Source organism: Cupriavidus sp. HPC(L) (assembly GCF_000307735.3).
GTDB lineage: Bacteria > Pseudomonadota > Gammaproteobacteria > Burkholderiales > Burkholderiaceae > Cupriavidus.
On record NZ_AMPR02000019.1, the window covers coordinates 1 to 14,173 of the forward strand.

Genomic DNA, 14,173 nt, shown 5'->3' on the forward strand with positions numbered 1-14,173 from the left:
ACCAGACAAGACAGTATGGCTGTATTCACCACGGTCTCGCACGACGAGATCGCGCAATGGCTGCTCGACTATGACCTTGGTACGCTGCGCGCGCTGCGCGGCATTCCCTCGGGCATCGAGAACAGCAATTTCTTCGTGACGATGGAGCAAGACGGCCAGACGCGCGACTACGTGCTGACCATCTTCGAGCGCCTGCGCTTCGAACAGCTGCCGTACTACCTGCACCTGATGGCGCATCTGGCCGAGCACGGCATCCGCGTACCGGCGCCGATGCCGGGCAAGGACGGCGAGATCCTGCGCGCGCTCAAGGGCAAGCCCGCCACCATCGTCACGCGGCTGCCGGGCAGCTCGCAGCTGTCGCCGAACGCGCAGCAATGCGCCGAGGTCGGCGACATGCTGGCGCGCATGCACCTGGCGGGCCGCGGCTATCCGCGCCAGCAGCCGAATCTACGGAGCCTCGCGTGGTGGCGCGAGACCGAGGGCGAGATCCTGCCCTTCCTCGACGACAGCCAGCGCGCGCTGCTGCAGGACGAACTCGCGTTCCAGGGCGCGTTCTTCGGCGGCGCCGACTATGCGGCGCTGCCGGGCGGCCCCTGCCATTGCGACCTGTTCCGCGACAACGTGCTGTTCGAGGACGCCGGCAACGGCCAGTCGCGGCTGGGCGGCTTCTTCGATTTCTACTTCGCCGGCGACGACAAGTGGCTGTTCGACCTGGCCGTGACCGTCAACGACTGGTGCATCGACCTGGCCAGCGGCGAACTGGATGCGCCGCGCGCGACGGCGCTGCTGCGGGCTTATCATGCGGTCAGACCGCTGGACGCGGTCGAGGCCGCGCACTGGCAGCACATGCTGCGCGCCGGCGCGCTGCGGTTCTGGGTCTCGCGGCTGTGGGACTACCACCTGCCGCGCGAGGCCGACATGCTGCAGCCGCACGACCCGATCCACTTCGAACGCATCCTGCGCCGGCGCATCGCCGCCACCGCGCTCCCCTGGACTTGACGGGCGCCGCCGATGGCAGCCCCGCTTGTCGCACCTGATTGCCGCACCTGATTCGGACCCGATTCGTCATGCAACTACTGGAAGTTCCCGCCAAGGAAGGCTACGTCTGGTTTCGCCAGGGTCTGTGGCTGTTCCGCAAGAACCCGCTGACCTTCCTGATGCTGCTGTTCATTTATCTGATCGCCGCGCAGATCGCGATCTTCATTCCGCTGATCGGCATCGTCGCGCTGCTGGTGCTGACGCCTGGCCTGTCGGTCGGCATCATGACCGCGTGCCGCGAGGTGATCCAGAACCGCAAGGTCATGCCCACCGTGCTGCTGGCCGGCTTTCGCAGCAACGGCAAGCAGGCCGCGCGCCATCTGCTGATGCTGGGCGGCATCTATGCGGGACTGGTGTTCGTGCTCAGCCTGATCGCGGGTACGCTGGTCGACATGCGCGCGCTGCTGCCGGTGCTGCTCAAGGAAGAGCCGCCGACCGAGGAGGCGATCCGCCAGCTGTATTACGCGCTGCTGATCGGTGCGGCGCTGTACACGCCGATCGCGATGTTGTTCTGGTTCGCGCCGCTGCTGGCCGCCTGGCACAACGTGCCGCCGGTCAAGGCGCTGTTCTTCAGCTGGACCGCCTGCTGGCGCAACCGCGGAGCTTTCTTCACCTATGCGCTGCTGTTCGCGCTGCTGCTGGTGGCGGTGCCGTTCTTCCTGGAGGCGATCTTCAGCGCCTTCGGCGCCGAGGGCGTGCTGTCGTTCCTCGTCACGCCCTATTCGCTGCTGATGCTGGCGGTCCTGTACTGCTCTTTCTACGCGACCTATCGCGGCTGCTTCAATATCGCGCCGCCGGAGGGGAACGGCGAGGCCGCCGCCTGACTTTCGCTGACCCCCCCCTCTCCCCAGCCCTTTCCCCCTGAGGGGGAGAGGGGGAACACCAAGGGCAAACTCAACGCCCGCGGATTGTCACAGACCTCATGCTTGCTCCCCTCTCCCGCTTGCGCGGAGAGGAGCCGGGGGAGAGGGCAAGCGACGCCCGCCCCCACCTCAATCGATCGCGTCCAGCTTCGCCACCGACAGCGCCAGCCACTTGGCGCCGTGGCGCTTGAATTCGATATTGGCGCGCGCGTCGGCGCCCTCGCCTTCCAGCGCCTTGATCACGCCCTCGCCGAACTTGTTGTGGAAGACCTGCTGGCCGATGCGCCAGCCCGATTCGGCCTGCCGCTTCTGGTCGGCGTAGCCGTTGCCGGTGTCCATGCCGCCGGTCGCGCGGCTGCCGGTATAGGGCACGTCCTCGGCGCGCTTGTACCAGTCGCGGCCCCACGCGCTTTCCGATGACTGGCGCCGCTGCGCGCCGTAGCTCTGCGCCGGCGGCGTCAGCCACTTCAGCGCGCCCTCGGGCAACTCGTCGAAGAAGCGCGAGCGGATGTGGTAGCGCACCTGGCCATGCAGCACGCGGCTCTGCGCGAAAGACAGATACAGCCGCTCGCGCGCCCGCGTGATCGCCACGTACATCAGCCGGCGCTCTTCCTCGAGGCCATCGGCATCGAGCATGCTGTTCTCGTGCGGGAACAGCCCTTCTTCGAGTCCGGTGATGAACACCACATTGAATTCGAGGCCCTTGGCCGCGTGCACGGTCATCATCTGCACCGCGTCCTGGCCGGCCTGGGCCTGGTTGTCGCCGGCCTCCAGCGACGCGTGGGTCAGGAAGGCGACCAGCGGCGTCATCACCTCGGGCAGCGCCTCGGGGTCCAGCACCTGCTGCTCCTGGTTGCCCTCGGCCAGCGCGGGCAGCGGACGATCGAGGCTCTGCCGGCGGCTGACCGGGATCGCGTTGGCCGGCGCGTCGAGGCCGTAGCCCTCCTCGACCACGAAGGCCTGCGCCGCGGTCACCAGTTCGCGCAGGTTCTCGATGCGGTCCTGGCCTTCCTTCTCGGCCTGGTAATGCGTGATCAGCCCGCTGGTATTGATCACGTATTCGACGGTCTCGGCCAGCGTCATCTGCCGGGTCTCGAAGCGCATCTGGTCGATCAGCCGCACGAACGACGCCAGCTTGCCGCCGGCCGCGCCGGCGACATAGGCGACCGCCTCCGACAGCGCGCAGTTGTACTGCCGCGCGGCGTCCTGCAGCGACTCGATCGAGCGCGCGCCGATGCCGCGGGCCGGGAAGTTGACCACACGGGCGAAGGCGGCGTCGTTGCGCGGATTCTCCAGCAGCTGCAGATAGGCCAGCGCGTGCTTGACCTCGGCCCGCTCGAAGAAGCGCAGGCCGCCATAGACGCGGTACGGAATGCCGGACGAGAACAGCGCGTGCTCGATCACGCGCGACTGCGCGTTGCTGCGATAGAGGATCGCGATCTCCGCGCGGCTGGCCCCCTGCGCGATCTGGTCGCGGATCTCCTCGACCAGCCAGCTGGCCTCCTGCCCGTCGGTGCCGGCCTGGAACACCCGCACCGGCTCGCCATGGCCCGCGTCGGTACGCAGGTTCTTGCCGAGCCGGCGCGCATTGTGGGCGATCAGGTGGTTGGCCGAGTCGAGGATATGGCCGTGCGAGCGGTAGTTCTGCTCGAGCTTGATCAGATGGCGCACGCGGAATTCGTGCTCGAAGTCGCGCATGTTGCCGACATTGGCGCCGCGGAAGGCGTAGATGCTCTGGTCGTCGTCGCCGACCGCGAACACCGCCGCCGCATTGCCGGTGCCGAAGCCCGCCAGCAGCTTCAGCCACTGGTACTGCAGCACGTTGGTGTCCTGGAACTCGTCGACCAGCACGTGGCGGAAGCGGTGCTGATAGTGCTGGCGGATCGCGTCGTTGTAGCGCAGCAGCTCGTAGCAGCGCAGCAGCAGCTCGGCGAAATCGACCACGCCCTCGCGCTGGCACTGCTCGTCGTAGGCGGCATACAGATCGACGAAGCGGCGGTTGAAGTCGTCGTTGGCCTCGACGTCGGCCGCGCGCAGGCCCTGCTCCTTCGCGCTGTTGATGAAGTACTGCAGGTTCTTGGCCGGGTACTTCTCGTCGTCGACGTTCAGCGACTTCAGCAGGCGCTTGAGCGCGGACAGCTGGTCCTGGCTGTCGAGGATCGAGAAGGTCTGCGGCAGGCCGGCATCGCGGAAATGCGCGCGCAGCATGCGGTTGCACAGCCCGTGGAAGGTGCCGATCCACATGCCGCGCGTATTGATCGGCAGCATCGACGACAGCCGCGTCTGCATCTCCTTGGCGGCCTTGTTGGTGAAGGTCACCGCCAGGATGCCCGCCGGCGACACGCGGCCGTTCTGGATCAGCCACGCGATGCGCGTGGTCAGCACCCGCGTCTTGCCGCTGCCCGCGCCCGCCAGGATCAGCGCCGGTTCGTCCGGCAGCGTGACGGCGGCAAGTTGTTCGGCGTTCAGATTGGCAAGCAGGTCGGACATCGGGAGGGGCCTTGAGGAATCGGGCCATTATAACGGCGCGACCTTCCCCGGACCCTCGGCTCCCCTGCCCGTCGCGCGGGCCCCGGCCCTGCCCTGTGCCCTATGGCACCGCGGCGCCGTCGCGCTCCCGCGGCTCGAAGCACGGCGCCAGGCAGGCCTTCAACAGGCGCCGGGCCTCGCCGTGGATGCGCTCGCGCACGGCCTCGTCCTCGCCCTCGCCCAGGTCCATCAGTGCGGTCAGCACCTCGATCGCGCAGCGCGCGGTCAGCCGCGCGTCGTCCTCGGCCACCTGCTGGTTCTGCATCAGCCAGCGCGCCAGCAGTTCGGCGACCTCGCGGCTGGTGGCATCGTGGATCCGGCGCAGTTCCGGCGACGACTGCATCGCCCGGCGCAGCGCGATGCTGCCCGGCTGGCGGCTGCGCGCGCTGCGCACCTGGTCGAACACCGCATCGACCACGGCGCGCCAGTCCGCCACCGTCCCCGCCGACGGCAGCACCGACAGCGAATCGGCGGCGCGCTGGCGCATCTGGTGCTCGAACAGCGCGTTGATGACCGACAGCTTGTTCGGAAAGTACTTGTACAGCGTGGCGATATTGATGCCCGCGCGGCTGGCGATCAGATTGGTGGTGATTCGCTCGACGCCGACCTCGTCCAGCAGCGACGCGGTGGTGTCGAGAATGCGTTCGAAGGTGACCCGGCCGCGCGCCCGCACCGGAGCCCGGCGCAGGCGCAGCAGCAGCGGCGCCAGGCTGTGGCCGGCGGCGCCTCCCTGATTGTGTTCGTTTTCGTTCTGGTTCATGTCCACGACCCGGCCGTCGGCCGACTGCACCGCCGGGCCCGCCCGCGCCCCGGCAACCCGCCCGGACCGCCATGCGGCGTCCCCTGCCCGAGCCCCCAACGCAGACGATAGGCCCCGCGGCGTGCCGCGACCGTGCTCTAGCGAACGCATCGGCCGCCGCGAAGCCGCCATACTGCGGTTCGTCCTGCGGTGGATACGAGGCGGCGCGCGGCGGGCAGGCGCGCCCCGCATGGGCATTTTGGGCGTCACCGAGCGGGCTCCCCTATAATTTAGGGCTTGTCTCCCTTTGGCCGCGCCCGCCAGGCGCGCACCAGACCGCAAGAGCCGCACCGGCTCGCACGGCCTTCACGCATCGATCGACATCCCAGCATGACCGCCCAAGACCAGTCCCTAGCCAAGAGCTTCGAACCCGCCGCCATCGAGGCCAAATGGGGCCCCGAGTGGGAAAAACGGGGCATCGCCAAGCCCACCCTCGACCCGGACCGGCCCGATTTCGCCATCCAGCTGCCGCCGCCCAACGTCACCGGCACGCTGCACATGGGACACGCGTTCAACCAGACCATCATGGACGGCCTGGCGCGCCACGCGCGCATGCGGGGCGCCAACACGCTGTGGGTGCCGGGCACCGACCACGCCGGCATCGCCACGCAGATCGTGGTCGAGCGCCAGCTCGACGCGCAGGGCGTCTCGCGGCACGACCTCGGCCGCGAGGCCTTCGTCGAGAAGGTATGGGCCTGGAAGGAGGAATCGGGTTCGACCATCACGCGGCAGGTGCGGCGCATGGGCGCGTCGATCGACTGGAGCCGCGAATATTTCACGATGGACCCGAAGATGTCGCGCGTGGTCACCGAAGTGTTCGTGCGGCTGCACGAGCAGGGGCTGATCTACCGGGGCAAGCGGCTGGTCAACTGGGACCCGGTGCTGGGCACCGCCGTGTCGGACCTGGAGGTCGAGAGCGTCGAGGAGGAAGGCTCGCTCTGGCATATCCGCTATCCGCTGGTCGAGGCGGACACGCGCACCGGCCTGACCCATCTGACGGTCGCCACCACGCGTCCGGAAACGATGCTGGGCGACGTCGCGCTGATGGTCCATCCCGAGGACGAGCGCTACGCGCACCTGATCGGCAAGATGGCCAAACTGCCGCTGACCGATCGCGAGATCCCGGTGATCGCGGACGACTACGTCGACCGCGAGTTCGGTACCGGCGTGGTCAAGGTCACGCCCGGCCATGACTTCAACGACTATGCGGTGGGCCTGCGCCACCAGCTGCCGCAACTGTCCGTGCTGACGCTCGACGCGAAGATCGCCGACAACGCGCCGGCGCAATACGTCGGCCTGGACCGTTTCGAGGCGCGCCGCCGCATCGTCGCCGACCTCGACGCCCAGGGCCTGCTGGCCGAGGTCAAGAAGCACAAGCTGATGACGCCCAAGAGCGAGCGCACCGGCAGCGTGATCGAGCCGATGCTGACCGACCAGTGGTTCGTCGCGATGAGCAAGCCGGCGCCCGAGGGCACCTTCTACCCCGGCCGCTCGATCGCCGAGGTCGCGCTCGATGCCGTGCAGAGCGGCGAGATCCGCCTGATCCCCGAAAACTGGGTCAGCACCTACAACCAGTGGCTGGCCAATATCCAGGACTGGTGCATCTCGCGCCAGCTGTGGTGGGGCCACCAGATCCCGGCCTGGTACGACGAGGCCGGCAACTGCTATGTCGCGCGCACCGAAGAGGAAGCGCGCGCGCAGGCGCGGGCGGCCGGCTTCGAAGGAACGCTGCGCCGCGACGAGGACGTGCTCGACACCTGGTTCTCGTCGGCGCTGGTGCCGTTCTCCTCGCTGGGCTGGCCCGAGCAGACGCCGGAGCTGCAGCACTTCCTGCCGTCGTCGGTGCTGGTCACCGGCTACGACATCATCTTCTTCTGGGTCGCGCGCATGGTCATGATGACCAAGCACTTTACCGGCCAGGTCCCGTTCAAGGACGTGTACGTGCACGGCCTGGTGCGCGACTTCGAAGGCAAGAAGATGAGCAAGTCCGAGGGCAACACGCTCGATCCGGTCGACCTGATCGACGGCATCGAGCTGCCCGAACTGCTGAAGAAGCGCACCACCGGCCTGCGCCGGCCCAAGGATGCGCCGAAGATCGAGGCCAAGACGAAGAAGGAATTCCCCAACGGCATTCCGGCCTTCGGCGCCGACGCGCTGCGCTTCACCTTCGCCTCGCTGGCCACGCTGGGCCGCAACGTCAACTTCGACACCGGCCGCTGCGAGGGCTACCGCAACTTCTGCAACAAGCTGTGGAACGCGACCCGCTTCGTGCTGATGAACACCGAGGGGCACGACTGCGGCATGGGGCCGTGCAACCAGGACTGCGGGCCGGACGGCTATCTGGACTTCTCGCAGGCCGACCGCTGGATCGTGTCGCTGCTGCAGCGGGTCGAGGCCGAGGTCGACAAGGGCTTTGCCGAATACCGCTTCGACAATATCGCCAACGCGATCTACAAGTTCGTCTGGGACGAGTACTGCGACTGGTATCTGGAGCTGGCCAAGGTGCAGATCCAGAACGGCACGCCGGCGCAGCAGCGCGCCACCCGCCGCACGCTGCTGCGCGTGCTCGAGACCGTGCTGCGGCTCGCGCATCCGATCATCCCGTTCATCACCGAGGAACTGTGGCAGAAGGTCGGCCCGCTGGCCGGCCGCGGCAAGGGCGACGGCAGCGAATCGATCGCGCTGCAGCCCTACCCGCTGGCGGCCGCCGCGAAGATCGACGAAACGGCCGAGGCCTGGGTCGCGCAGCTCAAGGCGATGGTCGATGCCTGCCGCAATCTGCGCGGCGAAATGAACATCTCGCCGGCGCAGCGGATCCCGCTGTACGCGCACGGCGACAACGCGTTCCTGCACGCGGCGAAGGACTATATCCAGGCGCTGGCGAAACTTTCCGAGGTTCGCGTCTTCGAAGACGAGCAGACCTTGATGACCGAAGGCGCCGGTGCACCGGTCGCCATCGTCGGCGGCAGTCACCTGCTGCTGAAGATCGAGATCGACATTGCCGCCGAACGCGTGCGCCTGGGCAAGGAGATCCAGCGCATCGGCGGCGAGATCGCCAAGGCCCGCGGCAAGCTGGCCAACGAGAGTTTCGTGGCCAAGGCGCCGGCCGCGGTGGTCGAACAGGAAAACCAGCGGCTGGCCGACTTCGAGCAGACGCTGGCCAAGCTGCAGGACCAGTTGCAACGGCTGCCGGCATGAGGTTGGCCGCCTGCGCCGGTGACGGCGTCGGCGGCGATCTCGATGTCGGTGTCCGGGCCGGCCTCGAGGCCGGCAACGTGGTTCAGGGCATGCGCCTTGCTTTGACGCAAGGCTGACGACATCAAAACTGAGAAGGAGCCTCTTTTATGGAAACCCGCGTCACCAAGGCCGTATTCCCGGTAGCCGGGCTCGGCACCCGTTTCCTGCCCGCTACCAAGGCGAGCCCCAAGGAAATGCTGCCCGTGGTGGACAAGCCGCTGATCCAGTATGCGGTCGAAGAGGCGATGGCTGCCGGCATCACGGAGATGATCTTCGTGACGGGCCGCTCCAAGCGTGCGATCGAGGACCATTTCGACAAGGCCTACGAGCTCGAGGTCGAGCTGGAGGCGAAGAACAAGCAGGCACTGCTCGAGGTCGTCCGCTCGATCAAGCCGTCGCATGTGGAATGCTTCTATGTGCGCCAGCCCGAGGCGCTCGGTCTGGGGCATGCGGTACTGTGCGCCGAGAAGCTGGTCGGCGACACCCCGTTCGCCGTGATGCTGGCCGACGACCTGCTCGACGGCCAGCCGCCGGTGATGAAGCAGATGGTCGACCTCTACAACCATTACAACTGCTCGATCCTCGGTGTGGAAGAAATTGCACCCGAGCAAAGTAAATCTTACGGCGTGGTCGACGGCCGCGAGTGGGACGAAGGCGTGATCAAGGTCGCCGGCATCGTCGAGAAGCCGGATCCGGAAGTGGCACCGTCGAACCTGGGCGTGGTCGGCCGTTACATCCTGACGCCGCGCATCTTCGAACATATCCGCAACCTGAAGCCCGGCGCCGGCGGCGAATTCCAGCTGACCGACGCGATCCAGTCGCTGCTGGGCCAGGAACAGGTGCTGGCCTACCGCTACCAGGGCGTGCGCTACGACTGCGGCAGCAAGCTCGGCTACCTGAAGGCGATGGTCGAATTCGCGCTGAAGCATCCCGAGGTCCGCGACGAGTTCGGCAGCTATCTGCGCGAGCGGATCTGAACGAATCGCAAGTCAGCGTTGTCCCGGCCGCCGTGGCACAAGGGACGCGCAAGGGCGGCAGCGCATGCTGTCGCCCCACCCACGGGCCATATGCTCCAGCGGATGGCATTGCACTATCATGGCTGCGGTATGCGAGCAGTACTTGCCGTGGGAGCCCCTCGTGAATCGCCTCGACCATGACACCGAAGCCGCCGTCCGGCAATTCCTGCGCCTGATATCCCGCCGTTATCCGACCGCGGGCGCCATCGTCTACGGCAGCCGCGCACGTGGCACGAACCGCCCGGACAGCGATGCCGACGTGGCCGTTCTTCTCGCCGGCGAACATCAACGATTTCTGCCAACCAAACTGGCGATGGCGGACGTCGCCTTCGATGTCCTGCTCGAAACGGGCGTCAATATTTCGCCGTTACCGGTCTGGCTGGACGAGTGGGAGCATCCTGAGGCGTACGACAATCCGGCCCTGCTGCGGAACATCGCGGCCGAAGGTGTCCGCCTGTGAACGGAAAACTGACGCCTGCCACATTGATGGCAAAGGCAGATCGTGCCTGCGCATCGGCGCACGCGCTGCTGGAGCTGGGCGACATGGACGGAGCATGCAACCGCGCCTACTACGCCATGTTCGACGCAGCTCGAGCCGCGCTGCTGGCCTCCGGCGCCGCGGTAAGGGCCGACATCGGCAAAACGCACAGCGGTCTGATCAAGGCCTTCGGCGAGCACCTGATCAAGCATGGGCCGATACCGAAGGAGATGGGGCGTTTGCTGAAACGGGCTTAGGAAGTCCGCTTGGTGGCCGATTACAAGAGCAACTCGGTCGAACTGGCCGACGCCGCGGAACTCGTTGGCCAAGCGGAATTGTTCGTGGGCGCCATGCGCGCCGCATTTCCGTCGGCGGGCTTCGAGGACGGCCAGGCAAAGGCCAGGTGACCTGGGCCGTCGAATGGCAAAACAAAAGCCGCCCGAGGGCGGCTTTGTCGTTTGCAACGCGGTCTGCTTACCGGCGCTTCATGTAGAACACGAAGACCTTGTCGACCTCCTGGTGCGACAGCAGTTCGTTGCCGGTCTGCTTGGCGAACGCCTGGAAGTCGCGGGTCGCGCCGGGATCGGTGGCCAGCACCTTCAGCACTTCTCCGCTCGCCATATCGGCCAGCGCCTTCTTGGTCCGCAAAATCGGCAGCGGGCAGTTCAGCCCGCGCGCGTCCACTTCCTTCTGGAACTCCATGGTCTCTTCCTTGCTTCCTTGGTATGGGCGATGTCGGCAAGCCTTCCGGGAGGCTTCATGGCCGGTATTGTAGCGTCGCGCCCGCCCCCGCCGCCCGGGCGGCCTCGCGCGGGTCGGGGATGTCCTCGCCGGTCTGGCGGTCGAAGAAGCGCACCGGATAGCCGCGCGCGGCCAGCCAGTCGGCCACCGCGAAGCCGGTGCCGGCATTCCAGATCCGCATCTTTTCCGGGGCCACCAGCTTGTAGTCGGCCAGTTCCTCGGACAGCGCGATGGTGCCGGTGGCACGCACGTGGTAGGCGATGATCAGCTCGTTCTTGCGCATGAATTCGTAGACGCCGATCAGCGACACCGACTGCGCGTCGAGATTGGTCTCTTCCTTCAGCTCGCGTGCCACGCCCGCTTCCGGCGTCTCGTCGCGCTCCAGAAAGCCGGTGACCAGCGCGTACATCGACGCCGGCCACGCGGCATTGCGCGCCAGCAGCAGCTTGCCCTCGTACTCGACGACCGCGGCCAGCACCGGCAGCGGGTTGTCCCACTGGACGAAGTGGCAATCGTCCTGCACGCAGGCCATGCGTTCGCGCCCGGACATCGGCAGCGCCATCAGCGGCGTGCCGCAATGGGGACAGTAGCGATAGGAGGGCATGGCTCGATTTCCTGTTTGCGGTTTGCGCTGATGGCTGTTCGATGGCGCGAGGCGCCGGACTCAGGCGGCGATCATGCGGCGCAGACCGCCCGCATGTCCGCCGCCAGCGCCTCGACGGTCTCGGGCTGCAGATCCCACGAGCACATGAAGCGGCAGCCGCCGGCGCCGATGAACGTATAGAAGCGCCAGCCGCGCGCGCGCAGCGCCTCGATCGCCGGCAGCGGCAGCTCGGCAAACACGGCATTGGCCTGGGTCGGGAACATGATGCGCACGCCCGGAATGCTGGCGATGCGATCGTGCAGCAGCTGCGCCATCGCATTGGCATGGCGCGCGTTGGCCAGCCACACGTCGTTCTCCAGCAGGCCCAGCCACGGCGCCGAGATGAAGCGCATCTTCGAGGCCAGCTGGCCGGCCTGCTTGACGCGGTAGGCAAAGTCTTCGGCCAGCTTGCGGTCGAAGAACACCACCGCCTCGCCGACCGGCAGGCCGTTCTTGGTGCCGCCGAAACACAGCACATCGACGCCGGCGCGCCAGGTGATCTCGGACGGATGCACGCCAAGCGACGCCACCGCGTTCGCGAAGCGCGCGCCGTCCATATGCACCCGCAATTGCCGCCGCTTGGCGATCGCCGAGATCGCGCGCACTTCCTCGACGGTATAGACGGTGCCGACCTCGGTCGATTGCGTCAGCGATACCACCTTGGGCTTCGGATAGTGGATGTCGTTGCGGCGCGTGACCAGCGCCTCGACCGCGTCCGGCGTCAGCTTGCCGTTCATGCCGGGCGCGGTCAGCAGCTTCGAGCCGTTGGAGAAGAACTCCGGCCCGCCGCATTCGTCGGTCTCGATGTGCGCCAGCTCGTGGCAGATCACCGAGTGGTACGACTGGCACAGTGCCGACAGCGCCAGCGAATTGGCCGCGGTGCCGTTGAACACGAAGAACACTTCGCAATCGGTCTGGAACAGGTCGCGGATCCGATCGCAGACCTTCTGCGTCCACGAGTCGTCGCCGTAGGCCTGTTCGTGGCCGCTGCCGTTGGCTTCGAGGAAGTACTTCAGCGATTCCGGGCAGAAGCCGGCGTAGTTGTCCGAGGCGAAATGCTGCATGACGGTTCCGTACAGGGGCGCGAGGCGCCGGTTCGTGGATGCCCGGGGAAAGGAACGAGGATGGCGATGATTGCGCGTGTTACTTCTTGTCGGCCCACAGCTCGCCGCCGGTGGCCCAGTTCTCGCGCTTGACGTCGGTGATGATGATGTCGACCGCGCCGGCCGAACAGCCGAGGGTTTCGCAGGTGACACGGGTCACTTCCTCGACGAACTTGCGCTTCTGCTCGACGGTGCGGCCCTCGAACATCTCTACGTGGAAAGTCGGCATGGATGGCTCCTGTTGTTATCGATGGATGGTGCGCAGACTGATGCGGCCGCGGCCGTCAGTCCCGATAGGAAGGATCGATTTTATCGAGTTTGCGCAGCAGCGACGGCCATTCCAGCGCGCCCTCGACGGCGCCGCCGTCGTCGAGCTGCGCCGAGGTCCGCGTCGCGACCTCGACCGTGGGCAGCACCACGCGCGTCGCGGTCAGCGCGCCGAGCTGGATTTCGCAGGCCTTGATCAGCGTGGCCATCAGCACATAGGCCTCGGCCACGGTACGGCCGACCGTCAGGGTGCCGTGGTTGCGCAGCAGCATCGCGGGATGGCCGCCCAGCGAGGCGGTCAGCCGCGCGCCCTCGGCCGGCGTGAAGGCCAGGCCCTCGTAGTCGTGATAGGCGAGCCGGCCGTGGAAGCGCATCGCATGCTGCGACAGCGGCAGCAGCCCGTCGGCCTGGGCCGATACCGCGACGCCCGCGGTATTGTGCAGGTGCATCACGCAGACCGCGTCCGGACGCGCCGCGTGCACGGCCGCATGCAACGCAAACCCGGTGACGTTGACCGGATGCGGGCTGTCGCCGACGACCTCGCCGCGGCCGTTGATCTTGACCAGGTCCGATGCGCGGATCTCGTCGAAGGCATGGCCGAACGGATTGATCAGGAAGTGGTCGGGCTCGCCGGGCACCGTGGCCGAGATATGCGTGTAGATCAGGTCGTCCCAGCCGGCCAGCGCGCATAGCCGATACGCCGCGGCGAGGTCGACGCGCATGGTGCGCTCCGCTTCGGACATGGTGGCCGGAGCGTTGGCGGAAGCGCCGGTGGCGCGGGCGGGTTGCAGGGCGAAGGACATCGATGGCTCCTTGCGCGTTCGGCGATGCCGGCCCGGAAGCCGGCCGCCGATGGCGGCGAAGGCGATACTGTAGCCGAAGCGCGCGGGCGCGTGGACCGCCCCAGCCGGCTCAGGTCACCGGCCCAGGTGACCGGCTCAGGCGTGCGGCGCCGCGGCGGACGGCAGCGGCGCGACCCGGCGCAGCCACAGGTAGATCAGCGCGCCGACCAGCAGCGCCAGTGCCGCTCCAGCCAACGACGCGGCAAAGCCGCCGGTGCGGGCCACCAGCGCGGTCGCGAACGGCGGCCCGACGATCTGCCCGAGCCCGTAGGCCGCGGTCATCAGGCCGATCAACCGCGGCGCCTGGTCGCCGGCAAGCCGGCGCGCCTCGTGCATGGCGAACAGCACCAGCGCGGTGAACGGCAAGCCGGCCAGCAGGCTGCTCAGCGCGAAGCCGGCCAGCGTCGGCCACACCGCCGCGATTGCCACGCCCGTCGCCTGCATGCCATAGGCCAGCGCCAGCAGCACGCGGTTGTCGTGCCGCACGCCGATGCGCACGGCCGTCAGCGCGCCGAGCGCCACCGCGGCGCCAAACAGCGGCCAGAACAGGTCCGCCCACAGCGAGCCGGGCATCGCCTCGCGCGCGATCACCGGCAGGAAGGTCGCGGTGATGATGT

Annotated in this window: 15 protein-coding genes; 7 read left to right on the forward strand and 8 right to left on the reverse strand. The window is 67.4% G+C overall.

The features are described 5' to 3' along the window. Positions 1–15: 15 nt before the first annotated feature. Together B551_RS02255 and B551_RS02260 are read left to right on the forward strand one after the other, a co-directional pair. Complete coding sequence (locus B551_RS02255) at positions 16–999, forward strand: homoserine kinase (protein WP_006579446.1); 984 nt, start codon at positions 16–18, stop codon at positions 997–999. A 68-nt stretch (positions 1,000–1,067) separates the two neighbouring features. Further along, positions 1,068–1,862: a BPSS1780 family membrane protein gene (locus B551_RS02260; RefSeq protein WP_006579445.1), complete on the forward strand. Its 795-nt coding sequence runs from the start codon at positions 1,068–1,070 to the stop codon at positions 1,860–1,862. A 168-nt stretch (positions 1,863–2,030) separates the two neighbouring features. Here the strand turns inward: B551_RS02260 and B551_RS02265 are convergent, their stop codons facing one another. Both B551_RS02265 and B551_RS25075 read right to left on the reverse strand, forming a co-directional pair. Beyond that, positions 2,031–4,391 (reverse strand): UvrD-helicase domain-containing protein, encoded by a 2,361-nt coding sequence (locus B551_RS02265; protein ID WP_006579444.1) that lies wholly within the window; start codon positions 4,389–4,391, stop codon positions 2,031–2,033. A 100-nt stretch (positions 4,392–4,491) separates the two neighbouring features. Beyond that, complete coding sequence (locus tag B551_RS25075) at positions 4,492–5,190, reverse strand: TetR/AcrR family transcriptional regulator (RefSeq protein ID WP_172682429.1); 699 nt, start codon at positions 5,188–5,190, stop codon at positions 4,492–4,494. A 369-nt stretch (positions 5,191–5,559) separates the two neighbouring features. Here B551_RS25075 and B551_RS02275 point away from each other — a divergent pair, with 369 nt between their 5' ends. The 5 genes from B551_RS02275 to B551_RS26980 all read left to right on the forward strand — a co-directional run bounded on the left by B551_RS02275 (position 5,560) and on the right by B551_RS26980 (position 10,367). Next, on the forward strand, positions 5,560–8,427 hold the full coding sequence (locus tag B551_RS02275) for a valine--tRNA ligase (protein ID WP_006578934.1): 2,868 nt from the start codon (positions 5,560–5,562) through the stop codon (positions 8,425–8,427). 146 nt (positions 8,428–8,573) lie between these two features. Then, a complete protein-coding gene (galU, locus tag B551_RS02280) occupies positions 8,574–9,443 on the forward strand; it encodes a UTP--glucose-1-phosphate uridylyltransferase GalU (RefSeq protein WP_006578933.1) in 870 nt (289 codons plus the stop codon). Between the two features lie 160 nt (positions 9,444–9,603). After that, positions 9,604–9,942 (forward strand): nucleotidyltransferase domain-containing protein, encoded by a 339-nt coding sequence (locus B551_RS02285; protein ID WP_006578932.1) that lies wholly within the window; start codon positions 9,604–9,606, stop codon positions 9,940–9,942. After that, complete coding sequence (locus tag B551_RS26975) at positions 9,939–10,217, forward strand: HEPN domain-containing protein (protein ID WP_253281317.1); 279 nt, start codon at positions 9,939–9,941, stop codon at positions 10,215–10,217. Before B551_RS02285 ends, B551_RS26975 begins: the two co-directional genes overlap by 4 nt. Before the next feature lie 9 nt (positions 10,218–10,226). Then, positions 10,227–10,367, forward strand: coding sequence for a hypothetical protein (locus B551_RS26980; RefSeq protein WP_253281318.1), 141 nt, complete (start codon positions 10,227–10,229; stop codon positions 10,365–10,367). 67 nt (positions 10,368–10,434) lie between these two features. Here B551_RS26980 and B551_RS02295 read toward each other — a convergent pair whose 3' ends face one another. The 6 genes from B551_RS02295 to B551_RS02320 form a co-directional block, all read right to left on the reverse strand. Further along, positions 10,435–10,662, reverse strand: a complete 228-nt coding sequence (locus B551_RS02295; protein WP_006578930.1) for a sulfurtransferase TusA family protein — start codon at positions 10,660–10,662, stop codon at positions 10,435–10,437. Positions 10,663–10,717: 55 nt separating this feature from the next. Then, positions 10,718–11,305 carry an NUDIX hydrolase gene (locus tag B551_RS02300; protein ID WP_006578929.1) on the reverse strand — a complete coding sequence of 196 codons (588 nt, stop codon included), beginning with the start codon at positions 11,303–11,305 and terminating at the stop codon, positions 10,718–10,720. Positions 11,306–11,376: 71 nt separating this feature from the next. Further along, positions 11,377–12,408: a low specificity L-threonine aldolase gene (locus tag B551_RS02305; RefSeq protein ID WP_006578928.1), complete on the reverse strand. Its 1,032-nt coding sequence runs from the start codon at positions 12,406–12,408 to the stop codon at positions 11,377–11,379. 79 nt (positions 12,409–12,487) lie between these two features. After that, positions 12,488–12,676, reverse strand: a complete 189-nt coding sequence (locus B551_RS02310; protein ID WP_006578927.1) for a 4-oxalocrotonate tautomerase — start codon at positions 12,674–12,676, stop codon at positions 12,488–12,490. A 55-nt stretch (positions 12,677–12,731) separates the two neighbouring features. Then, positions 12,732–13,517: a class II aldolase/adducin family protein gene (locus tag B551_RS02315; protein ID WP_023263398.1), complete on the reverse strand. Its 786-nt coding sequence runs from the start codon at positions 13,515–13,517 to the stop codon at positions 12,732–12,734. Positions 13,518–13,652: 135 nt separating this feature from the next. Beyond that, positions 13,653–14,173 (reverse strand): YbfB/YjiJ family MFS transporter (locus B551_RS02320; protein ID WP_043436925.1); only part of this gene is annotated, 521 nt, incomplete at its 5' end.